This is a genomic window from Arsukibacterium sp. UBA3155 (assembly GCA_002364615.1).
In the GTDB taxonomy this organism is placed as follows: domain Bacteria; phylum Pseudomonadota; class Gammaproteobacteria; order Enterobacterales; family Alteromonadaceae; genus Alishewanella.
In genome coordinates this window covers 69621-95427 of the sequence record DEYP01000029.1, presented here as the reverse complement: position 1 = coordinate 95427, position 25807 = coordinate 69621, and the positions used below count along the sequence as shown (strand labels likewise).

Sequence of the window (25807 nt, the reverse complement as noted above, 5' to 3'; positions counted from 1 at the left end):
AGCTTTCCTTAAACTTTCCATCTGCCAACAGCGCATATATCAGCCACTCCGTCACCAGTTAAAGGTAATGCAGCTTGCCAGTAATATATTGCTTGGTTGACAGCCCCTTGAACTCGCTGGCTAAGCCATGCCCCTGTTGTGGGGAACTGCCCAGTTAATGTTACTGGATAACCAACTAAAAAAGGGTGAGGAAAGGTCCAGACTATGCCATCAGCGTTTCTGTAAAGCGCCCCTTCCGCTACATTAACGTTAGTGGTTTCATTGTAATTCTTAGAACAAATTAATAAGCCATCTGAGTATTTAGAATAAATTCCATTCGCGTTAGAACCTTTTTCCACAAGGGTTACGCTTTTCCAGTTTTCAACAGTATTTGCTGCCATCCGGCGGATTCTTAAATCATCTAAACCAAGAGAACCCCATATCTGCATTCCATAAGTAGGATCCGGGTGTTTCAGGGTAATCATATATCCTTGGTTATTTCCGTCTACGCCCGGATAAGGCGAGCTTGCCCAAGAAGCATTTGTTCCGTATAGGCCAGTGATCCAATTTTCAGGCGGAGTCGGTTCTGAAAGCATTAACCCATCATTTCGCATTAATCCGCCGTCACCGACTTTTAGCAGCCGGGTCCAGGTTGTCCAAGTTGTATCGCTTGCCCTTTGTTGAATGTAAATTGTATTGTTAATAGTGAACTTTCTGTACGCTGACGCGTATCCGCCTGAACCGTCTGTCCACTGTCCGCCCGCTTCCAATACACCATAATCCCCTAAGCCCAAGCCGGGTATCTGAAGCTCGCCGCCTGCTGCAAAACCAAAAGCAGTTCCTCTTGAATACATATCAGCAGGAGTGCCAGTGCTATAAATAGAACCGCGTAGCTCTAATGACGCCATTAAACCACCATCGCCAACTTTCAGCATCCTGCCTCTGGTGTTGTCTGTGTTGCTTGCGGTGACATCCTTTGCGTTAATGTTTTTAATAAAGGGCGTCCAATTCAATCCGTCATCAGTTCCGCTTCTGGTATAGCTTTCATTAAGTTCAGAATTTATAAACGATGCTTCTTGCTCAACTACGGCGTTCCGCTTACCTGTAACCCGAACAAATCCGTAAGTGGTTGAGCCTGGGTAGCCAACTCCAGATGCACCGGGCCCAAAATACCGCCCCGGTGTGACTAAAGTATCTATGTTGTCTGGCGCTGGCAACGCGCCCTCTATTTCCAATGCAGCTTTCCATGAGGCTATATCGCTATTAGCAAGCAAACTGGTGCTAAAGGGACTGGCAAGCTCCACGGTTGACCGCCACTGGCTGGTAAACTGGTCATAAAAAATATGCTCGCCTACACGGTAGGCCCGGCCGGCCATCGTGCCGGCGGAGCTTATGCGGTACATTTGCGAGCCGGTTCCCTCTGCCGGCGTGGGTGGTAAGTTGCCGGCTGCAGCAGACCAGTTGCCCATAAATGAAAAAGCGCCCTGTAAGGCGCTTTCGTTGGCTTCGGCTAAGTTTCTAAGCTTAACCACTGCATCGGCTAAACCCTCCCAGCTCATAAAGGCCAGCAAGGCGGCGGTGGTGGTTGGGTCGGTCCAGTTGCGGCGTAGCTTAATAGCGCTAACGCCGCTGCCATCTGGCGCGGTACCGCTTATTGCATCTACTAATTGCCGGGTACCCAGGGCGATAATAGATCCGGACTTTAACCAGCTGCAATCAATGCCGCCAGTAACGGTGATAATATCACTGCCATTGGTGGCCGTAGCGCTGGCGCTGTACAGCGGTTTTATTGGGCTTAATGCCATTTATTCCTCACTTATTAAACTTAAATTTTGCGAGCCGTTTGGCAGCACTGGCGTGTTATGTGTTACCCGCAAGCGGTAACGGCGGTTAGCTGTAGTAAGCAGGTTATCGGTATAGGTAAAGCTGCCATTTAACAGCCAGCTGGCAATGTATTCTCCGGATTCAGCAGAGCATTGATAAACGCCCACCATTGCCTGGGATGCAACCTGTTGCCAGGCGCTGCCATTCCAGCGGTCTAAATACATTGTGCCGGTTGGGTTAGAACTAACCGGGCAGGAACCCGCGCCGGATTGCCCTTTACTGGCGCTAAAGCTGCATTTAATGGTTATGGTACCTCCGTTGCTGGTATAAAAACCGGTTTCAACATCAGCGCTTGAGGCAAGCTGCGTAGACTGCTGCGCATTGCGAAGCGTGCCGGCCAGAATTGAGCCGGCAAAATATACTTCATCATTTGCGCTGTAGTAGTAGCTGGCATTGCCTTTTAACAGGCCGCTCAGAATTGGCTGGTTAGTGCCGGTATCCCAGTTAACGCCGTTAACCTTTTTACCTTTCCACTCCAGCAAGTTGTGCGGACCAAAAGGCGTTTGGCTTTCAATGCTCATTGCAGTGGCGCCAATCATACGGATAGTGCCGCCGTTAAACTGAGCATTTTGCATAGTAACGTTGCCGGCAGTGTCTACCGCAAACAGCGCATTGGTCAGGTTCTTGGTGCCGGTACCGTACCAAAACGGGTAAGTGCCGGTGCCCATTTCGGCCCGGTAACCGCTATTGGCCGTTTTAAAGTTGGCCGCAATTAAATCACCGTTGTATACCCAGCGCGCCGTGCCGGTGTCGTAATACATTTGCACTACGCCAGCGGTGTTGGTTAGCCGCATGGTGTCGGCCCTGAACTCCAGGGTATTGGTAGCGCCATCTATAACAATGCCGTTTACCCGGGCAACGCCGCCGGCTACGCTGGTAACCCCAAAAAAAGCCCGGGCGCTAACTTCACCAAGTTCGTTTATGGTGGCCTGCAGTGATAGCTGGGCGCTGCCCAGTTCATCATCAATACCGCTAACTGTCGATTGCAGCGTTGTTAACGATGATACGGCGCCATCGGCAGTACTTTTGGCTTGCTGCGCAAGGGTGTTAGTGGCACTTAAGCCGGTGGTAGCATTGTTAACCGTAGCAGTCAGGCTGTTTACTGATGATGTTGCGCCATCAGCTGTGGTTTTAGCCTGCTGCGCCAGCTGGTTAGTCGCACTTAAACCAGTGGTAGCATTGTTAACCGTGGCAGTCAGGCTGTTTACTGATGATGTTGCACCATCAGCTGTGGTTTTGGCCTGTTGCGCCAGCTGGTTAGTGGCACTTAAACCAGTGGTAGCATTGTTAACTGTGGCCGTTAGACTGTTAACAGATGATACTGCGCCATCAGCTGTGGTTTTGGCCTGCTGCGCCAACTGGTTAGTCGCACTTAAGCCAGTGGTGGCATTGTTGACTGTGGCCGTCAGGCTGTTAACGGATGATACTGCACTGTTCGCAGTTGACTGCGCACTGTCAGCGGCTTGCTGAGCGGCAGCGGCTTTAATATCAACTTGCTGTATAAAGTTAGCGTTAGCAGTTAAGCCTAAATCCAGATCACTAACATCATTTTGTATCTGGCTAATGCTGCTGCTATTACCATCGGCAGTAGTTTTCGCCTGTTGCGCCAGGCTAAACGATGCGCTAAGGCCGGTAACAGGGTTAGTAACAACGCCCTGCAGCAACGCTAATGCATCACTGTTGCCTTGCAAGTCAGTAGTTACCTGTTGCACCTGCTGCAGTATGGCGGTATCTGCGGCGCTTAGCTCGGTTATTGCAGCGGCCCTTACCTGGTTCTCTTGCGCAATTAAAAAGTCGGTGCGCTTTATTTCAGCCCGGTTTTCCTGCTCACCAATAACGGCCATGACATCGTAAAGCACCTGCACCCGTGGATCTTCGGTATCGGCGGCGTTAACGGTAGCAATGCTGTCGTTGATAAGCTGCTGCACTTCTACATCGGTCGGAACGTCAATTAATGCATCTTCAACCGTCTGCTGCAGGTTGCTGTTTACGGCGGTTACAACATCATCAAATATTGATGCGCCTACATCTTCACCGATAAGATCGACAATATTGGCGCCATTGGCTGTGGTGCTTACTGTTCGGCTTATCCATGCTGATATGCCAAGCGCATTAACTGTTCGGGCAAATATGATGTATTCAGTGCTGTGTGCCAACCCGGTGAATATAAGACTAATACCACGGCCGCGAACTGTAGTGGTATCACCAATAGCAAACTCGAACTGGGTACCCAGGCCGGCGCCGGCCAGCACCGGGCGGGCTTCAATTTCAAAGTTGCCCAGGGTGAACTGTATGTCAGTTGGCGGTTGCGGCTGCACTAAGTTAAAAGCAATAACTGCCGGTGGCGATAATGTATTAAGGGTGCTTAGCGCAAATACCGATATGGTGTATTCGCCGGCATCGAGCAGCGGCAGCACCATTGCCCGGGCGATAGTTTCTTCGCTAAAAAACTCGCCCTCTGCGTTTGATATTTTTACCCGGAAACGGCGCACAAAGGCATTGTTAGCCATTGACCAGGTTAACCGGCCGCCGCTGGTTAATGTTAGATCCGGCGCAATGCTTAAACCGGTTGGCGCGGGTATGTTGGTTGGGTCGCCCAGGTTAGTGCCGCCAATGCGTTCTTCATAGGTGGTACCGTTCCATGGATAAATGGCGTTCTGGTGTTCAATAAACTCCAGCTCTACATCGCCATCGTCTTTTAATTTTACCTGCTCTACCCTGAATGGTTTAGCGTCCCAGCCCCGGGTATCGTCGGTTATGCCTACTACGTCGCCGGGCTCAACCACAATAGCAGCCGGGCTGGCAACAAAACCGCACTGCAGCTGAAATCGGCTACGCATGGCTATGATCCGTGCCATTTGCAGCGCTTCGGCTTTGTTGGTAATGGTGTTGAACTCGAAATTTTGTTCAAGCAATACGCCGTTATCTTCGGCCAACCATTCAGCAAAAAGCGGATCCTCGCTGTCCGGATAGAATACTTCGTCGCGTTCGAAATCAAGCGCAGCATTCGGGAATCGCACCACTACCCGGTTAAACCGGTCTTTCTTGCCGCCGCCGTTGCTTTTAATCTTTCCGGTTATGGTGGCATGGTTAAGTTGCTCGCTGCGGCCATGGCTAAAGTAAAACACCGGGCTGGCTTCGGTTTCAATTTGCAGGCGCAGAGAACCGCTGCCAATTGGCAGGCTGCCACGCATTGACGACAGCATTTGCTGAACGTTGTTAAATACTGAAGTACCCGTATCTACATACGTATTGCTGCTAAAGCGCTTGTGGCTATAGGCCGTTGGCGTGCCATTCTGAATTACAGTGCTGTTTACAGTTTCATCAGCCAAGTTAGCCGCAGCAATAAAGCTGGGTAACACTAAGCGGCCAGCACCAATGGCCTTACCGTAAACAGTATTTTGCAGATAATCCAGCAGCTGAATAGCAGGGTTCTCGCTGTATTCTGTGGTGTTTGAACGTGGGTCGTAAATTTTGCGGCCCCGCACCCGGGCAGTAATTTCAGGTTCGCCGCGCCAGATGCTTTGGTCTTTGTCCATTTGCAGCACAACGTATAAGTAGGCCAGGCCACTTAGCTTGTGGTCAAACCCCCAATTAGGTATTGCAGAAACGGCCGGAAAGGATACCGCTTGATTTGCAGCACCCAAATAGCGGTGAACAGTAAACCACTTAGGGCTCGCCGGGTTGTTCTTGTCTTTGCGCCACTGGGGATCGTTTTCGCTTTTACCATCGAAGAACACCTCCTCAATGGCGTCTATTTCGCCTTCACACAGCACGCATATTAAATGCAGCAGTTCGTTATCAGCGCCACCGCTTAAGTCAGTGACGTACTTATGTACTTTAATAACGCCTATTTTACGCGTGCCGTAAATTACCGGAATGGGGTGATCGCTGCCCTGCTTTTCAACTAATACTGCGGCCGGATCTTGTGGGTCTGGTATTTTGAATAACCAGCCCAACACTTTACGTAATGGCGCTGTTATAAACTTAAATGCTTTTTTGAATACCTTAAGGATCATGCGCCGCCCCACTTAATGTCTTTTTTAACCTGGGTGGCGAACTCCAACCCTTTGTCTTGCGGAAAATAACGGGCCTGGCTGTTCTGGGTAGTGCGGCGGCCGCGGGGTGCTTCAAAGTCTGCCCATTCACTGGCCATGCGAACAGTACAGGTGGCGCTGTCGGTGTCGTCGGTTACGTCTGGATCAGCATTAATTACCCAGGAATGCAGCAGTATGGGATCGGGTATTACCTGGCCAAATGGTGTTAAGTAGGCGCGGTAGATATATACCACTCGATTAATTTGTGGCACGTTGAGCATCAGGGCAACTATGCTTTGATCAGCGGCCGTAAAGCTAAGGCCTATTTCGCCTATGCGCAGCTCAGTGTTAAAGCTGGGCGCATCTACACCCAGCAACAGGCCATTGGCACCGAACGTTTCACCGTTCCAGTCAATGTCAAAACCGGCCTCGGTAAAGCGCAGCACGGTGTTGTTTGCCAGCTCCATCCGGATTAAATGGCAATAGTTATGCTCGCCGGCTACTGCAGCAGCGACTTGTGGCGTTAGGGTTATCATTTACTTATAGCGCCTCGCGGCAATCGAGTTCTAACTTGGCAATACAGCCGTCGCGGCCGTCGACTTTAAATTCCTGCGCATCACGTACCTTGCGCAATAAAAACGGCACATCGCGGATAACCATAGCGGTGTTAAGCGGTACGGCTTTCATTAACTGCGGGTGGATGTTTACCGTGACCTGACCATTTACGTTGCTGTTGGCATCCTCGGTTACAATGTACACCTTGCTATGGTTAGCAAACTTAATAAAGTCGCCGGCCAGCAGCTGACCATTAACCGGGCCGCTGAACCCTTCCATTGGTACTGCAGTGGCGCCCTGGGTGGTTGCTGTGCGAACAACTGGTGAACCAGAGCCAACACCTTTGGTATCACTGTAACGGGGTATTACTGCAGTAAAGGCAGTGAACCGGCCCTTTAAGCTGCAGGCCCAGCCAAAGGCACGGCTCAAGTCATTAGCATTTAGCGGGGTGCTGATCAGCGTTATTTCCCACTTGTGCCCTGGGATCGCGCGAACGTGCTCAATATAGGTTTTGCTTTCGGTGCTTATGTTGGCATCGATGCTGGCGAACCGGGCCTCTTGCACTTTAAATACTGCTGGTAGTTGGCTCATAATTCCCCGAATTCAGGCAACAAAAAACCCACCGAAGTGGGTTTGTGGTATTGAAGAACCCGCTTGCGCAGGCTTACTGGTTAATCACATGTTTCTGCATCACTATCAAAGAGTCTATGAACATCGGCTATTAACGCCTCTGCTCTACTTATAACTATTTGAGCATCACGCCGACTAATATTAGCTTTCAAGTGGTAGTCTGCTTTTGTTCGATATTTTTTAAGTTCCGCGAGATCCGATCCAATATAGTACGTTTCGCTGTTATCTTTGAGCGCAGTAATTAACCGTAAATGAGAACCTGAATTGATAGCTGGTAATTCAAGGCCTAGATTAGAGCACGCTGCCAGACACGTGTGATATGCACCATAGTAAGCCCGGCTAACACAATTACGCCTAGATACCTCATCGTTGAATGATGCTAAAATATCTTTCGCTGAATCTAGGAATTTAACTGATTCCATAATCAAACAGATTCGTCGTTAAAATGTAGGCAAATTAACAATTCTTCTGAAACCTCTGCGGGTAACAGTTCTTGTAACTTCCGCGAAAAATTAATACTGATTTGTGCAAGTTCGTCAGCGCTTTCGTTATCTGGCGTAAGCTCAATATCAATTAACAGGCCACCTTCAGTGCAGCTCTCAATTGAAGAGCTCTTGTACGCAACACCAGGCAATGAAAGCATAGTAGATGGAACAGAAACTGAAATGGCAGCTTGAATAGCAGCGTTTACATCTACATGCTGATCAATCGTTGTTAAGAATTCAGAAAGCTTTTGTGCTGTATATATCATTTCTCGCTGAGCACGCTGATTTGCCTCACGCTTTGGATATGCACGCTCAATGTAATTGACACACTCATCGACTTTCGCTGTGTTACCAGCAAGAGCGTGCGAAACGCAAAGCCATGTTGCTGTGGATAGCTCAGACCCCTCAACTGGCATTTCACAAACTAGTTCGTAGGCATCTTTAACAAAACCCAACATTATGAAATTGTTAAATTGATCCCAACGACCCTCGCTTCCAAAAAAAGAGCATATTCCTTGAGAATAACTTTTTACCTGGTCAGCGTTACCTCTAAACGCCGCAAGTTTCGCCTTTAACAAAAGGCGCTCTCCAGCAGCAATATTCTGTTTTCCAATTTCGGTATCTATGCGCCTTTCCAAGAAAGCCAACCGAGATAAAGCCTGCACTCTGGGCAAGCGCTCAACTCTTGACAGTTCGTCTATTAGCTCTGCGTATTTAGTCTTTGGTACTAACGCAACCATTAAGGCAATGTCCTTAAACTATTTCAGAAGATTAAATCAGGCGAATTATAAGTGTTCGCACTTATTAAGCAATCCAAAAACGATTAATGGGTTAAATCCATTTAAATAGCGTTTAAACGTAACTCATTGACTGAAGGTTTTCAATAACTGTGCAAATTAACAGTTAAGCAAGGCGAATGCCCTGATCCTCAAATGCACCACTTACCATACCGGCTATGGCGCCACGGTTTTCCATTAGCATTTCCATTAGTTGCTCGTTCTGTAGGCCGGCAAAGTTAAACTGCAGCTCTACCTTGCCGCTGGCTGGGTTCATGCCACCAGTACCGGCGCGGCCACTATCTTGATCCACCGCTGAAAGGAACCGGGTTAAGTCTTCATTCTGGCGCGGGCTTAATACCCGCTCGCCTTTATCCAGCAACCAGGTACCTTCGTTTGGTATGTAATCTAAACCGTTGTGAGCCATACCCGCCAAGCTGCTTGAAGCTGCAGTAATTGCACCCACTGCCAATGGGGAACTGATAGCCAAGGCCGCAGCCATAGCGCCTGGCGCTAATGCCGGGCCAACAATTGGTATTGCCGCAGTTGAGGTAAAGGCATTTAAACCAGCCATAAAGTTCTGTGCCGTAGCCTGGCCAGTAATAGAGGCGACATAACCTGTCGCTGCAGCTGCACCAAACAGCTTGTCCATTGCATAGTTGGCAGCCTTTTGAATACCGATGCGAATTAGCATACGTATAACGTCTTCAGCTATGGCAGACATTAAATCGCGCATACTAAATTCACCGGTTTTTACGAACTCGAGTACTGAGTCTTCTAAACCACTAAACAGCATGCCGAATATTTCTTCTGTCTGTCCAGCGATGTCTTTGGCATTGTCGATATAGTCTTGCATGGCAGTGATAGCGCCAACTGTCCAATCACCTTCACGCTCGGCTAACTGTTCATAGTATTCATCGAATAGCTCAAGCCGCATCGTTAGATGTTCGTCTAGTGCGTCTAACTGTGCATCGTATTCAGCAGGATCAATATCTCCATCCTGCATTTGACGGAATGCATCTTGCTTTTGGCGGGTGATATCGCGGTTAATTTCCAGCCGTTCGCTTTCAATTTGGCGTTGCTTTTCGCTCAGACCCAGCAGGCCTAGCTGTATTTGGTATTGCTCCTGGTAGCTGCCGGTCTCAAGCTGCAGGTTTGCGGTGTATTCGGCAAGCCTTAGCGCGGTCTGCCGTTGTTTTACCTCTGCTTCCAGCGCTACGTTTTTTTCTAATTGGGCCCGGGTGGCTTCTTCCTGCGCCACCATTTCTTGCTCAATTGCGGTTAAGGTATCTTTACCGCGGATCTCGGCCAGCTTAGCCTCAAATTTAATTAATTCCTGCTGGGCGCGACCCAATTCGTCGGTGCCATCTACCTGCGCCTGCAATAAGCGGCTAGTTTCCCGGGCGTTTTCAATAAATCCAGCGACGGTATCGGCTGCTTTTTTCTGCTCGTCAGCTAATTTTTTGGCCGCGTCAGCATTGCTTTTTAGCAGATCATACTGCTGCGCTAAAGCGAGCAATCGCTTTTGTTCATCTCCTGAAACCTTTCCAGCAAGATTTCCACTCTGTATTTCATAAAGCAGTTTCGCCGCTTCGGTATTAGCACCAAAAAGTGATATCTGCTTTTCCAGGGCGGCGGCTTGTTTTTCAAACTCAGCAGATGGTGGCGCACCATTACTGCCATCACCCTGGGTAGCAATTTGCTGCAGAATCTGCAATTGCTTGCGATACTGAGTAACCAGATCGTTGGCATCTGACCATTTGCCATTAACTACCGCTAATTCGTCGCGCCACTCCTGAGCCTGTTGGTTGCTTGGAAATTCTTTAAGCTGCTTGTTCAGATACTCAACTCGGGCGCCCAGCGTTCTGGCATCATCCTGAGCGGATTTTAAAAGAGGTTGAATTTCTACTAAACCACGGCCAGCCTGAGCCACGTTTAACTTTTCAAGCGAATCATTGAGGTAGTCAACGTTTTGTCGCAAGGTGTTAGCATCGTCAGCACCATCCTTGCTAGTCAATGCGAAGTATGAGGCGGCAGCACCCGCTGCAAAAAGCAAACCTACCGGACCACCAAGGAATGCCAGCGAACGGTTAAGATTTTTGGTAACCGCATCCATGAACAGCAGATTTTTTGCTGTGTTAGCACTAACGCCAGACATAGCCGCAAGCGATAGCTGGTAGCGCATCGCCTCACGAGTAGCAATAACAAACTGGATAGCATTGGCAGTCGCTGCTCCAGCCAGCCTTCCGGCCATAACAGCAGCAGCAATAGCTGCAATGTCTATCACTGTTTCCAGATTGTCAGCCAGGCCAAGAATTGAAGCAGCAACCAGTCCACTTGCATTTGAACCTTCAGCAAAGGTGCCGAACACACGAAGTGCAGCGTTATCCAGTTGCAGGAACGCATCGCCCACAGTTGTGGCCATACTATCGGCTTTTGCTTGCAAATCTCCCAGCTGGCCAATTAAAGCTGGTACCACTTTATCAGTGGTTAACTGACCCGAACGGGCAAGCTTGTCTAATTCAATACGGCTAACGCCTAAACCACGAGCCAGTGCGTCTGCTACTTCACCACCAGTTTGGAATACCGTGTTCCAGTTGTCACCGCGTAACACACCCTCAGCAATGGCTTTACTAAGCGCATTGGTTACGGCCATTGCGCGCTCTTGCTTGGCACCACTGGCCACTAAGCCAGCAGCCAACGCATTGGTAAATTGCAGCTGCTGCTGAGTGCTGTAACCAAGTTCAGTTAACGCCGAGGCATTCAGTAAGTAACCTTCGGCTGATCCTTCCAATGATGAATAGGTTTTCCGGGCAATAACTTCTAACTCACCCATTACCTTGTTGGCGTCACCCATGGGGCCAACAGCCAGACGAACCCTACCATTTAAATCTGTCCAGCTATCGCTGTACTTTCGGATCTCGTTTAACGATACGCCCAAACCCAAGGCGGCAAACGAACGCTGAATAAACTGCGTAGTGTCTGCCGAGCTCTTTTCAATTTCCTTCATCTGGGCTTTAGTTTGCCGGGTCGCTTTATCCAGCGGCTCGGTATAACTACCGGTTTTCAGGATCATGTCCAGAGTCAACTGGCCAAGGGATTTTGTTGACATGCTAAACTCCGGGCAATAAAAAACCCGCCGAAGCGGGTTAAAGTTTGTTTCAAATTTTATCTATTCGATTATTAAACCGGTTGCTGACCAAGTTTTGTCGTTACTGTCATAATGCATGGTAACTTGATAATGACCGCGAAGTTGGGCGCCAAACGAGTTTTGAGCATCGAAGCTGGCCATAATTTGCATTGAGCACTCATTTACCTGAGTGGCGCTAATTGGCCTACTTGGAAACTTAGCTGAGCTCGGGCTTTTCAATTGCCTTTTAACAAAATTTTGTGACATAACAAATGCCATGCCGGAATCTGTGCACCGCTTGGCAGTAGCATCTTTACTCGGCTCACTGCCAGAGCACGCTTTGAAACCAATTAAAAAAACAACACCAATAATCAGGGCGATTATCCATTCAGCTTTAGGGTAACCAAGAATTTTACCGTCATCAGCCATAATAATTCCTTTTCCTTAATTAGATAAATCACTATACCCATTTTTCCAGCGCTTGTTCCAGTGAAATTTCCTGTTCGTCTGGTTTGGTCCAGATCATAAAATCATCTACCTGACCTTTGCCGCCATGAAGTTTGCTAAGCTGGAACATTTGCGCGGCTGCTATGCGCTCCTGGCGCAGCTGCATTGCCAGTGGCCCATGCTGGCGACGGAACGACAGCCAGCTCAGGTACTCTTGGTAGCTTACTCGTTCTTTGGCTTCTGCGACTGTTTTGCCGCCGATTCCTGCGAGGACGAGCTCGTGCCAGATGGATTCGGCGGCGGTGAGTTTTTTACTTCACCAGCAAAGTTATTTACTTCAGCCACCACAGCCAGCAAGGCCATGCCCAGACTTTCGCAAATAGGGCCCCGGGTTTCATTGCCAACCAAGTCTGCAGCGGTAAAAACTGGCTTGCCATTGCTGTCGACTATACTGGCGGCTATGCGGGCAGCAAGAACATTATCCCGGTAATTAGGGCTTACGCTCTCGGTTGATAAGGTGGCAAAAGACAACTTTCGCACATACACATTTGCTGTATGTTTTACGGTTTCACCATCTTTCTTGGTGTGCCACACAATTTCGCGCTTTTCAGGACGAGCCGGGGCAAAGGCCCCAAGCTCTTCCAGCGTTGCAATGCTTAATTCCATGTTGTGTCCTTAAGGTGTTGGCACTTTCTTAACCCACTGGCTGCCGCCACTGCGCTGGATGCTTACCGCGGTTGTAACAATAGTATTTAAAGCGAAATCGAACGGAAAGTCTGATACATAGCCGGTAAACTTAAACCAGGTGCGAGTGGTTGGTAGTACAAACTCACCATCTGTAACCGTTGGCAGATCAGTACCGTCAGACCAACCAACAACCCATTTTAATTTCTCTTGAGTCTGATCGTTTGATTCTGACAGTTCATGCAGACGAATATGTGAAGGTTCTGCAGGGTCGGCGTTAATAGTCATAGATGCCTGGCCAGGAGTGCGGAATCCTTTTCTGAACTGAGCATCTAAGTCTTCCAGCGCAGACTCATCAATTTGGCTTGCAGGATTGCCACCTGGGTTAAACTGGGTTGCACGCTTTACCTGTACAACTGTGCCGGCGCCGGCAGGATCGATAAAGAATATATGTGTACCTTGGGTTAAAACTGACATTTTAATGTCTCCTACTGAGGCCGCCCATTAGCGGATTTATTGATAATGGCCGTTAAGCGTTTTGCCAAACGATCCATGACCGAGTTTATGTTTTTTGGTAAAGCGGGTTGCATAAAGGCCTTGGCAGGAACGCCTTTAACCCTAAAGCCAAAGTTGCTGCCGGTAACCGGATTAAATAGGTTTACGCGTTTGCCGGTTACTGAATTGGTCCCGGTTTTAAATGCGGAGCGGCCAAACTCAATCAGGCGCCAGTACCAGGTATCACCACCCGGGTTAGTTCTACTGCCACCCGTTTTATAGGTTTGACCGGCCCGGCCTTTTCGGCGATTTTCTTTAGTTTCAGCATATTGGCGGGCACCGCCTAAAATACCAACGCTGATACCAATGTCACCAACCCTGCCGCCAGCGCTGCGCAACTTACGACGAGGCATGCTTCGCACTGCAACGTTTGCGGCAATGCTGCGGTTAGTTGCCGGGTTGTCGACCCGACGGGCGCCATTACGAACAGCGTTGCGAACTGGCAGCATTGAACTGCGAGCGGCTGACCGGTAGGCCTTGCCTTGTTGTTTAGGGCTGGTGTTCGCCATTCGTTTAAGGGCATCATTTAACCCGGTAATTTTGAATAGTGGACCAGACATGCCTATAAACCTTTTGCTGTTATGGTTGCGTTGAGTTCGATAACTATTTCGTTGCCATCCCATGCGCCTGATTCATCACCCGGATCACAATCGATGGTAAGCACAGAAACACCAGCTATGCTGCCAGTAAAGTTGTTTAGTGCACCAATTACATTACTAGCCAAGCGCTTTGCCTGTACGTAACTTGTTGCCCAAACTTCAAAGCCCATATCAACATTTGCGATATCCATAAAACTACCATCCAGGTAACGCTGAAATATGGGCTCTGAACCGGTATAAACGATAGCTGGGAGCAAACCTCCTTCATCCCGAACCAGTGGCGTAATTCTGCCTTGAACCTCATTGTTGAGCGTGGAGTTAGTATTAAGTATTTGCACTATTGCAAATTCAGCTTTGTTATCGCTCATTGGTTTTTTGCTCTGCCATGAAATACAGCTCTACGTTAAGACCCTTGGGGTTTTCTACCTGCTCTATATCGTAATATTTGCCCTTGCACAGCACGGCCATATCAGGCGTTACGTCAGTGCCGGGCATGTACCGGCAATGAAATGTGGTGGCATTGGGGTATTCCATGCCGTTGGCTATGCGCTGCTGCACCTGCTTTGCGGTTAATATTTCGGCCCAGAACGGGCGAACCAACACGTATGCCGGTACTTTTTGGCCAGATGCGTCGCGGTTATCGCGGTTTACGCTGTATAACTCGCAGCGGTGGCGCAGTTTGCCTGCCTCAATAGCCATTGGGGTATATCCGGTATGGATTGAGCGCTGCTTTAAACACCGGGTTGTCGTTCAGCGACAATATGCTGGTTACGCCACGGTTTTCGTACATATCTGATACCAGCATTAGCCCTGCCCGTTTTACTGATGGCGGGATAACCAGGGCGGTTACTGTTGCTGCAGGATCATCGTCAATAGCTTGCTGATCGGCATAAAGTTTGCGGTTAAGGTGCTGTTCCAGCATATCGACGGCGGCCGCTTCCAGTTCTAACAAATAGCCCTGTTGATTGTCGTCGAGATCTTCATCTTCCAGCCGAAGTTGGCGCTTTATGCTGATCAGGGTAAGCATTATTCAGCGGTTTCCTGCTTTGGTTCAGCTTCCAACGCCTTTAACAGTTTGGCCGCGTCTTCTTCGCTTACTGCCTCGATCGCAATGGCAAATTTGCTGGCTACTGGCGGCAATCCGGCACAAAGTCCAGGCGCGTAATCGTCTACCGTGCAGCCGTTTTCGCTGGCAGAGAACGATTTTAAGATGGTGATGGCTGTTTTAGGGTCAAGCTTTTCAGTTTGATCCGCAGTGTCGCCAGTATTAACATCCGCTTTATCGGCGGTTGGCGCGGTGGCCGCTTTGGCAGCTGCAGCGCTTTGGTTGGCTTTTGCCATGGTATTTTCTCCAAAAAATAACCCCGGCGAACCGGGGTTAAGTTGTTGCCAGGGAAACTAAGGGTTAATTATGAAGTTCTGATTTTCAGGAACTTCACGGCCTGAGTATCTACCGCCATACCGCCAACACGTTTGGTGGTGTAGAAGCCAACAAACGGTTTATTGGTGAACGGGTCGCGCAGAACGCGGGTGCCCATGCGGTCGATAATGGTATAAGCCCGCTTGTGATCACCAAAGGCGATTGAGTTAGCACCGGCGGCGATGGCTGGCATATCGTCGTTAATGGTGTAACCAAAACCCGCTAATACTGAACTAACACCCTCAGACAGGCCCGGACGCCACAGGTAATTGCCGTCACCGTCTTTCAGGATCATCAGTGCAGCTAATGTGGTACGGCTGAACTGCCAGCGGCTGCCCATCAGGTAACCGGTTTTCAGGTAAGTAGCAAACTTAACGATATCATCACCGCTAATAGCGCCAATACCTGCTGATTCAATATGCTGGAAGGTACCGAATGGCCGGGTGCCATCAATTGTTGCAGCAGTTGCATAAGCCAGTAAGCCTTTAGGCTTTAAGGTACCGTCACCGCTGGTAAACGCTAAGTTTTCTTTTTCTGCAAACTCAGTTGCCACTTCATCAGACAGCCAGGCTTCTGCATTAAAGAATGCATCATCCAGCATGGTTTGAGTGGATTGCGGGTTAGCGTAAAGCTCACCCATAAACGGGGTTACCTGCGCCAACGTTGGCGTGCCGGTTGCCGGACGAGCGACTTGCTCACCTACCCAACCCGACGCTGCGCCACCAACGCTTACCAGTTTTTTATACTCTGCACCCCCCATGGCAATAACATTGGCCAGTTGGCGCATTGGCGTAGCGTTACGCAGTAAACTGATGATGTTGCGGTCCAATTCTTCTGGCACGGCATAGCCGCCATCTGGATCATCAGTGATATTAAGCGCCTTGGCTTGCAGTGCACCTAAGCCTTGATCCTGACCTTTGCGCAGGAATTTATTGAACGCTTCCTTGTGTTCAGCCGCTTCCGGTGTACCAGTAGTTGTACCAGGCCGGTTAGCTTTCTTTTCCATTGCTTCGATGGTGGCTTTTAAACCTTCCAGTGCGGTGATTTGTTCGGTTAAGGTATCGAGCTTACCGGCCAGTGCGGCCTTTTCAGACTCAACGGCATTTAAGCGCTTTTCGTTGGTGTCTTTAAACTCGGTGAATTTGGCAGCCAGTTTGTCGGCTACTTCTTTTACTGGATCGGCACCGCCATCTTTATGATGGAATGCTGAAGAAGCTGGCATCATCATGCCAGGTTGAAAATGTTGCTTATGCATGGTTAATCTCCGAATACGTTTAGCAGGGAATTTAATGAGTCGAGCTTGTTTGTATCTCCTGCATCGCGCAGGGCCTTGTAACCGCCACCAACAATGGTTTTGGCCTGAGTTCTGGAAAAACCGGCATCGCGCAGGCACCGCTCAACAAGGCTTGGAGCGGGAACGTCACCAGAACTTAACGCTGATTTGACTTCAGCCACGCGGGCCTCGTCATTTGCGGGGAATGTCACCAATGACACTTCCCACAGTTCAATATGTTTTAGGATGTAGGCTTCTTTGGTTTTGTCGTATTCCCAATCTTTGAGAATGTAACCAATGCTCATGCCTGAAATGGAACCGGCTTTCATGTGGGCGTGCGCTCGGCGGGCCATCGGGTCGTCTTCGACTAATAACCGGCCTTTAACGAACAAGCCTGTTTCGTCTTCGTACATATCAGTAAAAATACCGATAGGTTCATCCATACGGTGCTGCCACAGCATGGCGGGTAAGCGTTTTTTGCTGCCCCAAACTTTGAGGCTTTCAGCAAATGCGCCTGGCGTTACGATATCGCCGTAGGTGTCTTTAACACCGAAAACGCTGCCGTACCCTTCAAACTCGCCTGTTTCACTTACCGCTTTAATAGTTAGCGGCATGTCTAAACGACTACGGGTTTGTATGCCGTGTTTGTATTTCATTGTGGTTTCTCCGGCAGCTTGCCATCAATAAGCATGTTGCTTGGTGTTAGGTAAATGTCGCCATCTTCCCGCGGATTCATGTCTTCGTATTCACGCACGTCATTTGGACTAAGCGCGCCCAGGTTAACCAGCTTGCCGTAGAACTCTGCACGATCTTTCATGGCGCCGCGCAGCAGGGCGTTGGCGTTGAATTTGAAGTAACGGGTTTTATCTGACTTCAGCAGGTCCTTATCGCAGCGCTGCTCGATGCGGGTTAAGTAAGGCATCAGGCTGTGCTGAACAAAGTCGAGGCTTTGGTGTTCAATGTTGCTGAATGTGGCTTTTTCCAGATCCGCTGCCATGTGAGGCGGCACCCGGAACAACCCGAATATTTCAGATCGCTGGTACTTTCTGGTTTCCAGAAACTGGGCATCTTCACTGCTCATGGTGGTTTGAAACCACTCTAAGCCACCTTCCAGTATAAGATTTTTAAGGGCGTTCTCGCCGCTGTACTCGTTAAATTGGTCTTTAAGACGATTGAATTGCGGGTCAGTTAACGTTTTTTCTGTTTTAAAACCGCCAGAAGGCCGCGCAGCATTGGCAAACAGTTTGCTACCATGAGTTTCTGTTGCTTTAGCCAGGCCCATTGTGTGCCGGCCATAACTGATTGGGCTTAAACCATTCAGGCCATCAAGGGTAAAAAGCCTTATATGCAGTATGTCATTGGCATCCAGTGTGCGTTGATCACCTTTTGCAAAGGTAACTTTATACTCAACAGTCCAGTCGTCTTTTAATTTTGGCTCTACACAGTGCGGTGCCAGTGGTAGAAGCTCTAAAACTTTGCCTGTGGATGAGCGGTTAATGTATGAGTAGTGGTTACCACGTAAGCCAAGGTGGACCATGATCAGCTCTTTAAACTCCTGAGCAGTCATGTAGTCGTTTGGCCCGTTCTGCATTAACCAGTACAAATCGTTCTTTGAATCTTTTACTTTTTGGCGGCCGTCCTGTTTCATCAGGTTAAGCGGCAGCATGCCGACTGATTCAGCCAGGATCCGAACGCACGAAAACACCGACGCAATTTGCATAGCATTAGCCGGGGTAATGCTGATACCGGCTGCAGACATACCAAATGATGAAAATAGGGCCAGTAATTTTTCAGGGCTATCTATGATGTCGGTATTTTTAGTGCCGAAGAATCGTTTAAATAAACCCATCAAAGTGTCCGTATGTTTGGTTCAGGCTCTGGCGGTTCATTCGCCATTGCTCGTGAAATTGCCATGATCAGCGCGACTGCGCCGTCTATTTTGTTTACTGAGCCCCGTTTCTCTTTAACAGGGCGCATCATTTTTTCGTCTGGCGTTACCTGAGCAACCACGTTACCAATACACCAGGTAAGTATCGGGTGGCCGTCATGGTGGAACCGGCCGCTTTGTATTGCGGCTTCCAGTTCTTTCATGGGTTCGCTCATGTGGGTGTAGTTCTGCGGTATGTTTACCGGCAGCAGACCCTCGCCCTCTAAGTCGTGCGCCAGTGCAGTTGCACCGTGCGGATCCAGTGGGACCTCACGCACAGGGGCTTCACGGTGGAAGTTAAGTATTTCTTCCATCACGTCTTTAAAGTTTATTTCGGCACCGTCGGTAACGATGATGCTGCCGGTGTTCGCCCACTTCTGGTACCGCTGCGCCAGCTTCTGATCATCGCTGTTATAAACGGTGTCGTATGGAATAAAGAACTTGCTACCTATGCAGTAGTAATGCCGCTTGCCGCATATGTCTCGCCAGAACAACGGAACCATGGCCGTTAAGTCGAGCTTTGTGGCTAAGTCGTTGGCAATAATGCATTCCTGCCCGGCGAAAGCTGAGACTTCCATCGTTTTGTCTTCGCAGGCTTTCCACGATTCCAGGTTAAAGAATGCGGTTTTAGCACTTACCCAGATGTTCAAATGCTTCGTTTTGAACGTATTGGTAAACCGGGCGTTTTTAATGGCCCGCTGCTGCTGACTTAGCAGGTAATCTTCGTGCACCGACACACCCATATTCGGGTTTGCCTTGCGCAGTACTGCCGGATCTGTCCAATCGTCTTCAGCGTCGACTGTGTAAATAATGCCGAATAGCTCGTCATCAGGCGTGATGCCCTCAAGCATTTCAATAACACCGCGGCGCTTGTCGTAACACGGCCCTTCGATGTTGGCGCCAGCTGTGGTAATTATCCACAGTAAGGGCTGAGCCCGGGCGCCCATACCGGTTAGCATGGTGTCGTATAAGTCGCTGGTGTCGTGTTCGTGGTATTCATCGATGATGGCGCAGCTGGGGCTGGCGCCGTCACCGGGTTTACCAATTACTGGCTCTAGACGCGCAGCATCAGACGGTTTGCTGATAGTGCTGGCATTAACTTCAATGCCGAAGTGCGCCAGTAGATCCGGCGTTCTGGAGCACATAAGCTTTGCCGGCCTGAAAACTTCCCAGGCTTGTTTCTCAGTGGTGGCACCTGAATAAACTTCGGCGCCGAATTCACCGTCTGCAGCAAAGGTGTAAACGGCCACGCCGGAGCTGACTGCCGACTTACCATTTTTACGTGGTACCTCGGTGTACACTTCACGGAACCGGCGCTTGCCGCCCTTCTTACGAACCCAGCCAAAAGCATTGGCAATAATAAAGCTTTGCCACGGCTCCAGCTTTAACCGCTCGCCCCGGAATGCCCATTCCCCTTTGGTATGGGGTAGCTTTTCGATAAAGCGGCAAGACCTTTCGGCTTTGTCTTTATCGAAACGGTACTTAAATACCTTTTTCGACTGCTGTTCAAGGTCTACCAGGTAGCGTTCGCATGCCAGGCGCACATACTTGCAGGCTGGTATTCGGCCGGCCACTACATCACGGGCATACTTACTGGCCCGGTTAACGTGCGGGTACCGCTCTACCTTAGCCATTTAAAACTCTGAGAACTGGTTACCAGCTGGCTTTTTGGCAGCGCCAATTAACCGGCTGCGGCTGGATGGGTCCAGACCAAGCAAGGACCCGAAAGTGACCAGCTGGCGCAGTGACTCATTGGCCACGGTTACTGCAGGGTTCTTGATCAACCCACCCATGGCCCCTTCAACCGTGATCCCGTTCTGGTCAATTTCAGACTGAGCCAACCGCCAGTTTGAATAACTGGTGCAGAACGCTTCAACGTTGTGTAAGTCGGTAGCGGTCAGAACCTGCTCGCGGCATAGTTCATCGGTTACCAGCTTAAACATGACCCGAGCATTTTCAGATAGCCACTCTGGCGTCTCTACCGAATGGATAATTGAAAAGTCGGGCTCCTGATCATTCAGTTTGCGTTTGCCAGGGTTACCAGCAGCACGTTTACGAGCCGTAGGCTTTGGCTTGCGCCCCCGGCCGGCAACGATTTGTGTACCTGACATAAAACCTCAACCACCCCGCCGGGTTAAACTTTTAATTTCGCGGGTGTAAAAATCTGACTTAAGGGGCGGTACAGCTGGGCCAGGCTGTAGAGATTTACCCCGCCCCCCCTGTCCGTTCTGTGGCCGTCTTGGCATCGTGACACGGTTTGCAGAGACCTTGCAGGTTCGCCCTATCGTCGGTGCCTCCTTGTGCCTTTGGCTTAATGTGGTCAACGTGAGTGGCTCTGGTGAACACGCCGCTATTGATGCAGATCTGACACAGATGCTCATCACGTTCCAGAATTTCTGCACGTAAAACCTGCCACTTACTACCATATCCACGCTCGTGTCGGTTGCCGCGCTGACGCTGCCAGCCTGACCAATTGCTATCATCTGCAGGCTTGCATGCTTCGCAGTAACCAGATGCATCACGGGTGAGCACAGTCTTGCACTTACGGCATGGCTTGCTGGTACGTGGCATCAGCGCTTAGCCTGGCTTTCAATCAGCCTGTCCAGCTTATGATTGATATCACGCAGGTCTTGCTTAATCTCACTGCGCAGCTGCTCAACGCGCTTCTGCTCAGCATGCTGCTGCTCTTTTAAGTAAATGATAGCCAGCGCATTTTGTTCCACTCGCTTATCTAGCGTCACTGCCCAGCCGAACACAGACACAGCAATGATCAGAGTACTAACCAGGTGGCCAACGCTTATTGTTTTATCCAGATGCCAGCTGCGTTTGTCTGGGCCCCACTTAGTAGGCACTTCCGGATTCATATGCTGATCAGGCATCTGCTAACCTTTACCACGTACGATACTGATAATGGTGTCGCGATCAGCCTTAACCTTAGCGACTATCTCATCATCAATAACAGTGCTGGTGCGTTTAGCTGCTTTCTCCATCGCCTCGATGGCAGCCTTAACCAACAGCTCTGCTGCATACTTAGTAGCAAAGTGAATGGCCAGGCCTTTAACAACCTTTAATAGAAATGCTGGCATTTTAGTAACTCCAGATAGTTGGCCGGCCATCGATGCTGCTCAAGTCGTCCAGGTGGATGAATCGTGCGTTACCTTTCTGGTTAACGCCTATACCGGTAAAGCCGTGCTTAATTGCTAACTCGACCAGCTTTAATGCATCAGATCCACGAACAACCACATCGCAGGCGCGGCCGGTACTGTGTGGTCCAGGCTTAGCCTTAGCGGCTTCAATAGGGTGTTGTGGTGCGCGGTAACCGCTGCTTATCTGCATTGGCTTACCAAAAGCAATGCGCAGGGTCTGTAGTCGATCCATGAATGCTGGCTCCATTTCACACTTGCCAGTGTGCTTGCAATCAAACTCAGCCTTGCTGAAGTTCGGATAGTTGGACCAGTCCATTTCATTTTCCCAATAAAAAACCCGGCGAACCGGGTTTGTTTAAAAATTCAGTTTAATTACTTTGGCAATATACGAACCGCATCACACCAAGCCACTGGCAAGCCATGATCCAGAACCAGCCACACCCCAGCGTTGAAGTAGGCCCCGAGCATTACGGCATTCATTCCGTAATCCACCCAGTCGCCCATTTCACTGGCTGAGGCATTAAAGCCGGATATGTTTATCAGTTTAACTCTGGGCGTACACGCTGGAACCTTGCCAATATCGATGAACCCGTGAAAAGCGATTCGCTTAAAGTCATTGCCTCTCGTCACCACATCTAATGTTTGACCAGCCAAAGACTTACTGCGTATAGGCTCTGGCCGCAGATAAATAATGCCGTAATTGTAGCGCCGTCTGATGCAGGGCATTCACCACCAATACTGTATAAATATACATATAATATCAGTGGTACTGTGAAATAGAAAAGAAACCGGCGACTTAATTTTTGCTGGAATGAGCTTTCAGCAGCCCAATACCTTATCAAGCATTTCACCGTATGCAGCATATGCAGCTGCGTAACTTGGCATTGTTGGCCAGCATGCAATGTGCTGGCCGTTGTTGTACCTCGGTACAGCCAACTGGATGCCATCTGATACCGGCTTTACTACTAATAACTTGCTCAATGAATTGCCGTGAGCTTTCCATTCCCTGAGTTCATTCAATAACTCTGCTTCTGATGCTGCTACCATGCTGACACCTATTTGAAACATTTATTTAAAATGTAATTCATATAGTGAAACTGTCAAGGCTGGTGCAACCTCAAAAAAGCAAACCCCAGCTGAGGACTGGGGTTCTGTATGTGATTTGCGTAACCGAGGGAAGTTACAGCTCTTGCAAGCTTAGAGAAAAATAGCTTATTTCAACGCCATAAAACACGCCAAAAATGGCGGGTTTAAAATTAATTTATAATATTTAAACGTAAACACTTAACAGAGCAGAGTAGGCAATAAAAAAAATTGACCACAATTGCCTTGTATAACCGCCAACATGAACCTTAGTTACAGTCTCCATCACCTTATCTTTAGATTCATCTATAGCCTTATATACCTTATTAATATCAGATTTTAGTTTACCTTCTAGTTTCTTTCTCTCTTGGCTCTCTAAAGCAAGCCTTGAATCAGTTTCAGATATTCTCTTTTGTAGATAGGCAAGCTGTGCTTCTATTGTAGCTTTCTGCTCCTCATACGAAGTAGCAGCCACGCCACTTACCAACATTGGCATCTCTGAGTGCGCCCCCACATTGTGGTTCCGTATAAACCAAAGGTAATACCAACCTTTCAATTTATCAAAAAAGTATGTTTTTAATTTTGCCCCAGTAAGAGTCTGCATTCTCGAATCTAAATCCCATAGCAGTAGGCCGATACCAAAAAACTGCGTAATAGCAATGACCCATTTAAATATATGGTTGCCACCTTCAATTGTTGGACAAAAATAATCAGTTTTTACCCAGCATTTTTCGAAGTAATTAAATGAAAATATAGTTAACCAGCATATGAAAACCACCAAGAAAATGTGCACAGGGCCTCTCAAAAGCAGTCTCCGCCTTGCTTTTATAACTTTTAAAGTTGCAAACTTTTTATCTTCCACTCAGTTATATACCTTTTTTATTTTTTTTCAGTATATAGCTAAAATACCAGCTTGTGCATGCCAAAGCGCGATGCGCTCGGTACTGTTTAACTTAACCTGTTTTATATATCGGCGGTTAATCACCCGGCGGTGGGATGGCGGCAGTTCATTAAGGCAGTGGTCGATACAAGCAATCCAGTCTGGCACGTATAAGTTATCAGCCTGGTGATTGAACAAGTGCTTATCAGAGCTGGCCCATATACCTGTTCTAAGCACCTGGCAGCAGCGTTCGGTAACACTGGTACTAGCATAACCCTGCAATGATTCTTTAGCAGCCCAGAACTTACCCCAGCTTATAAGCTGCTTGTGCAACTCTTTAATGTTCATCTTTCGCCTCCTGGGCAACTACTATTGCATCCAACACATCAATTTTAAAAACACACTCACAGATAGCCATAACATCACCAAACGAAGGATCCGACCGGTCGCGCTCCCAGCCTTGGTATGTTCTTAATGACATATCCATCATTTCAGCAACCTGCTCCTGCGTAAAACCAATGCGCTTGCGGTTGGCTCTGAGGATAAAACCGCCGGTCATTACTTCAGGCTGCTGCTGTATAGTCATTCAACCACCAAACAAAGCTATAAGTGCCGCATCCCGACAATCTTCATTACTGCGCTTGTCCCAGCCAGTTAGCTGATTAAAGTAACGATAATCCATTTTACATCTGGATTTATGGCCACCCACTAATGGCCGGCATGGTGTAACGTTGTAACCAGTTGCTTTAAGCACTTCCAATATTAATGTGGCCACGGCTTTAACTTGACCCACGTTCTGGCTGATCCTGTTGTTTACTGCCTGGCGGTTCATGGCTTTGTGTATCGCCCTGGGGAATGTCGGCTTAATAGTATTTGGGTCTTCCATTTTAATCAGGATCCGGCCGTCCACTTTCATGGCTTGCAGCTGTATATAGTCGACCAGCTGGCAGAACTTAACCCGTTGCATTTCAACAATGCACTTATCCAGTGTTATCACAGCAACACCGCTGGCGGTCAGGTCCGGATCAATGCCAATAATTAACACTAAACACCCCTATTAAAATGTTCCGTATAGTAAAAATCTAAACAGCCGTACAAGCCTTTATTTATGTCGCTTTGCCGTCATTGTCGCTTTTCTCAATGCCTGCATTGTGCACGCGCTGAAATGCGTCAAATAGCCATTCATGGTACTGGCTAAGGGCTGCGTGTTTTACGTCCAGTGCATCAGCTTTTATATACACGGCATCTAGGCCCTTTTGCTTATGGTTAAGCAGGCGCTCTGATACCCAGTAATCAATACCCATATTTGCCCACGCACTTCTGGCCAGTTTGCGTAAGTCGTGGGCGCTGAACTTACCACCCGCTGCTGCCCTCACCCGCTTCTGTGCTTCGTTGTGGCTTAGCTCAGTCTTGCCACTGCTGAACAGGTATTCACCCCCACATAACGGGCTTAGTTCCTGCAGCATGGCGCAGGCCTGTTCAGTAATGGGCAGAATATGGTTAGCGCTGGTCTTGGTAATGGCGGCCGGTATGGTTATCTGGCTGGCTTCAAAATCAAAGTGGGCCCACTTAAGCTTGCGGGTTTCACCAATGCGGGTGGCAAACATCAACATAAATAGCAGCAGGGTTTTAACCGGTTGCGGCAGGCCCATAATAAGCGCCATGGTTCGCCCGGTATCACTCACCAGCAACTTACCTGCCTTTGGTTCAATGCGTCGTTGTATGTGATCACCAAAGCGCATGGCGGCCATCGGGTTAACTGACACCAGCCCCAGCTCATTGGCGCTTTTAAAGGCCCGTTTCAGCACAGCAAAGTACTGGCGAATGGTAGAGGGTTTAAGCTCAGCGTTCTGCAGTGGCAGCATTAACCGTTCATCGATAACTAGCTTAGATAAATCGCGGATCATCACACCACCCAGCCGGGGCAATAAGTGCTTTTCAATAGCGCTTTTAACCCCATTCCGCCGGCTGGTACTTTTAACCGTTTCCCGGTCAATCCGGCCGGTATACCACTGCAGCAGCTGGCCCACTGTCGCGAACTGACTGTTCTGCACATCAGCACCAGTTACCAGCTGCTTTATCATTTCCGGCAACATGCTCTGAGCATCCTTGGTTTTCAGCACTGGCCAGTAACCTAACCGGTGCAACTTCTTCTGGCTGTGCTCATAGCGCACCATGTACCAGGTGGCTTTATCCCGGCCTTTGTGAAACCGCAATAACAAAGGGTGCCGCTGGTCGCGCAGTTCACCAATAGCCGGATCCGCTGCGCTACGGCTTATTGCTGCATCAGATATCACCAGCGACATACTCTGCATAA

Annotated in this window: 31 protein-coding genes; all 31 read right to left on the bottom strand. The window is 48.9% G+C overall.

The window, feature by feature from the left end:
- Window positions 1–8: 8 nt before the first annotated feature.
- The 31 genes from B2X65_RS17180 to B2X65_RS17035 all read right to left on the bottom strand — a co-directional run bounded on the left by B2X65_RS17180 (window position 9) and on the right by B2X65_RS17035 (window position 25805).
- Entirely contained in the window at window positions 9–1538 is a 1530-nt protein-coding gene (locus B2X65_RS17180) for a hypothetical protein (RefSeq protein WP_290614766.1), read from the bottom strand.
- Window positions 1539–1784: 246 nt separating this feature from the next.
- Window positions 1785–5882, bottom strand: a complete 4098-nt coding sequence (locus B2X65_RS17175; RefSeq protein ID WP_290614764.1) for a phage tail tip protein J-related protein — start codon at window positions 5880–5882, stop codon at window positions 1785–1787.
- Window positions 5879–6436, bottom strand: a complete 558-nt coding sequence (locus B2X65_RS17170; RefSeq protein ID WP_290614762.1) for a hypothetical protein — start codon at window positions 6434–6436, stop codon at window positions 5879–5881. The genes B2X65_RS17175 and B2X65_RS17170 overlap by 4 nt, the downstream gene beginning before the upstream one ends.
- A 4-nt stretch (window positions 6437–6440) precedes the next feature.
- On the bottom strand, window positions 6441–7046 hold the full coding sequence (locus B2X65_RS17165; RefSeq protein ID WP_290614760.1) for a hypothetical protein: 606 nt from the start codon (window positions 7044–7046) through the stop codon (window positions 6441–6443).
- 80 nt (window positions 7047–7126) lie between these two features.
- Window positions 7127–7507 carry a HEPN domain-containing protein gene (locus B2X65_RS17880; protein ID WP_414631432.1) on the bottom strand — a complete coding sequence of 127 codons (381 nt, stop codon included), beginning with the start codon at window positions 7505–7507 and terminating at the stop codon, window positions 7127–7129.
- 2 nt (window positions 7508–7509) lie between these two features.
- Window positions 7510–8310 (bottom strand): hypothetical protein, encoded by an 801-nt coding sequence (locus B2X65_RS17160; RefSeq protein WP_290614758.1) that lies wholly within the window; start codon window positions 8308–8310, stop codon window positions 7510–7512.
- 163 nt (window positions 8311–8473) lie between these two features.
- Window positions 8474–11458: a phage tail tape measure protein gene (locus tag B2X65_RS17155; RefSeq protein ID WP_290614756.1), complete on the bottom strand. Its 2985-nt coding sequence runs from the start codon at window positions 11456–11458 to the stop codon at window positions 8474–8476.
- Between the two features lie 60 nt (window positions 11459–11518).
- Window positions 11519–11905 carry a hypothetical protein gene (locus B2X65_RS17150; protein ID WP_290614754.1) on the bottom strand — a complete coding sequence of 129 codons (387 nt, stop codon included), beginning with the start codon at window positions 11903–11905 and terminating at the stop codon, window positions 11519–11521.
- 31 nt (window positions 11906–11936) lie between these two features.
- Window positions 11937–12185, bottom strand: a complete 249-nt coding sequence (locus tag B2X65_RS17890) for a phage tail assembly protein T (RefSeq protein ID WP_422652877.1) — start codon at window positions 12183–12185, stop codon at window positions 11937–11939.
- Entirely contained in the window at window positions 12146–12589 is a 444-nt protein-coding gene (locus B2X65_RS17140; protein WP_290614750.1) for a phage tail assembly chaperone family protein, TAC, read from the bottom strand. Before B2X65_RS17140 ends, B2X65_RS17890 begins: the two co-directional genes overlap by 40 nt.
- A 9-nt stretch (window positions 12590–12598) precedes the next feature.
- Window positions 12599–13084 carry a phage tail tube protein gene (locus B2X65_RS17135; protein WP_290614748.1) on the bottom strand — a complete coding sequence of 162 codons (486 nt, stop codon included), beginning with the start codon at window positions 13082–13084 and terminating at the stop codon, window positions 12599–12601.
- Between the two features lie 11 nt (window positions 13085–13095).
- The gene (locus B2X65_RS17130; RefSeq protein ID WP_290614746.1) at window positions 13096–13722 is read right to left on the bottom strand and encodes an HK97-gp10 family putative phage morphogenesis protein; all 627 of its coding nucleotides are present in this window, start codon (window positions 13720–13722) and stop codon (window positions 13096–13098) included.
- Window positions 13723–13724: 2 nt separating this feature from the next.
- Window positions 13725–14129: a DUF3168 domain-containing protein gene (locus B2X65_RS17125; protein WP_290614744.1), complete on the bottom strand. Its 405-nt coding sequence runs from the start codon at window positions 14127–14129 to the stop codon at window positions 13725–13727.
- Window positions 14119–14460, bottom strand: coding sequence for a phage head closure protein (locus B2X65_RS17120; protein ID WP_290614742.1), 342 nt, complete (start codon window positions 14458–14460; stop codon window positions 14119–14121). The genes B2X65_RS17125 and B2X65_RS17120 overlap by 11 nt, the downstream gene beginning before the upstream one ends.
- Complete coding sequence (locus B2X65_RS17115; RefSeq protein WP_290614740.1) at window positions 14450–14788, bottom strand: head-tail connector protein; 339 nt, start codon at window positions 14786–14788, stop codon at window positions 14450–14452. The genes B2X65_RS17120 and B2X65_RS17115 overlap by 11 nt, the downstream gene beginning before the upstream one ends.
- Window positions 14788–15102: a hypothetical protein gene (locus B2X65_RS17110; RefSeq protein ID WP_290614738.1), complete on the bottom strand. Its 315-nt coding sequence runs from the start codon at window positions 15100–15102 to the stop codon at window positions 14788–14790. Before B2X65_RS17110 ends, B2X65_RS17115 begins: the two co-directional genes overlap by 1 nt.
- Before the next feature lie 68 nt (window positions 15103–15170).
- On the bottom strand, window positions 15171–16436 hold the full coding sequence (locus B2X65_RS17105) for a phage major capsid protein (RefSeq protein ID WP_290614736.1): 1266 nt from the start codon (window positions 16434–16436) through the stop codon (window positions 15171–15173).
- Window positions 16437–16438: 2 nt separating this feature from the next.
- Window positions 16439–17110 (bottom strand): HK97 family phage prohead protease, encoded by a 672-nt coding sequence (locus tag B2X65_RS17100; protein WP_290614734.1) that lies wholly within the window; start codon window positions 17108–17110, stop codon window positions 16439–16441.
- Complete coding sequence (locus B2X65_RS17095; RefSeq protein ID WP_290614732.1) at window positions 17107–18303, bottom strand: phage portal protein; 1197 nt, start codon at window positions 18301–18303, stop codon at window positions 17107–17109. Before B2X65_RS17095 ends, B2X65_RS17100 begins: the two co-directional genes overlap by 4 nt.
- Window positions 18303–20015 carry a terminase large subunit gene (locus tag B2X65_RS17090; protein WP_290614731.1) on the bottom strand — a complete coding sequence of 571 codons (1713 nt, stop codon included), beginning with the start codon at window positions 20013–20015 and terminating at the stop codon, window positions 18303–18305. The genes B2X65_RS17095 and B2X65_RS17090 overlap by 1 nt, the downstream gene beginning before the upstream one ends.
- Window positions 20016–20492 carry a phage terminase small subunit P27 family gene (locus B2X65_RS17085; protein WP_290614729.1) on the bottom strand — a complete coding sequence of 159 codons (477 nt, stop codon included), beginning with the start codon at window positions 20490–20492 and terminating at the stop codon, window positions 20016–20018.
- 94 nt (window positions 20493–20586) lie between these two features.
- On the bottom strand, window positions 20587–20952 hold the full coding sequence (locus B2X65_RS17080; protein ID WP_290614727.1) for an HNH endonuclease: 366 nt from the start codon (window positions 20950–20952) through the stop codon (window positions 20587–20589).
- On the bottom strand, window positions 20952–21260 hold the full coding sequence (locus B2X65_RS17075; RefSeq protein WP_290614725.1) for a hypothetical protein: 309 nt from the start codon (window positions 21258–21260) through the stop codon (window positions 20952–20954). The genes B2X65_RS17080 and B2X65_RS17075 overlap by 1 nt, the downstream gene beginning before the upstream one ends.
- A 3-nt stretch (window positions 21261–21263) precedes the next feature.
- Complete coding sequence (locus tag B2X65_RS17070; protein ID WP_290614723.1) at window positions 21264–21467, bottom strand: hypothetical protein; 204 nt, start codon at window positions 21465–21467, stop codon at window positions 21264–21266.
- 1 nt (window position 21468) lies between these two features.
- Window positions 21469–21843, bottom strand: coding sequence for a D-Ala-D-Ala carboxypeptidase family metallohydrolase (locus B2X65_RS17065; protein ID WP_290614721.1), 375 nt, complete (start codon window positions 21841–21843; stop codon window positions 21469–21471).
- A gap of 56 nt (window positions 21844–21899) precedes the next feature.
- A complete protein-coding gene (locus tag B2X65_RS17060; RefSeq protein ID WP_290614720.1) occupies window positions 21900–22253 on the bottom strand; it encodes a hypothetical protein in 354 nt (117 codons plus the stop codon).
- A gap of 93 nt (window positions 22254–22346) precedes the next feature.
- Window positions 22347–22574: a hypothetical protein gene (locus tag B2X65_RS17055; protein ID WP_290614718.1), complete on the bottom strand. Its 228-nt coding sequence runs from the start codon at window positions 22572–22574 to the stop codon at window positions 22347–22349.
- A gap of 223 nt (window positions 22575–22797) precedes the next feature.
- Window positions 22798–23472, bottom strand: coding sequence for a hypothetical protein (locus tag B2X65_RS17050; protein WP_290614716.1), 675 nt, complete (start codon window positions 23470–23472; stop codon window positions 22798–22800).
- Between the two features lie 355 nt (window positions 23473–23827).
- Entirely contained in the window at window positions 23828–24076 is a 249-nt protein-coding gene (locus B2X65_RS17045; protein WP_290614714.1) for a helix-turn-helix domain-containing protein, read from the bottom strand.
- Window positions 24077–24535 carry a hypothetical protein gene (locus B2X65_RS17040; RefSeq protein WP_290614712.1) on the bottom strand — a complete coding sequence of 153 codons (459 nt, stop codon included), beginning with the start codon at window positions 24533–24535 and terminating at the stop codon, window positions 24077–24079.
- Window positions 24536–24596: 61 nt separating this feature from the next.
- Entirely contained in the window at window positions 24597–25805 is a 1209-nt protein-coding gene (locus tag B2X65_RS17035; RefSeq protein WP_290614710.1) for a tyrosine-type recombinase/integrase, read from the bottom strand.
- Window positions 25806–25807: the final 2 nt, after the last annotated feature.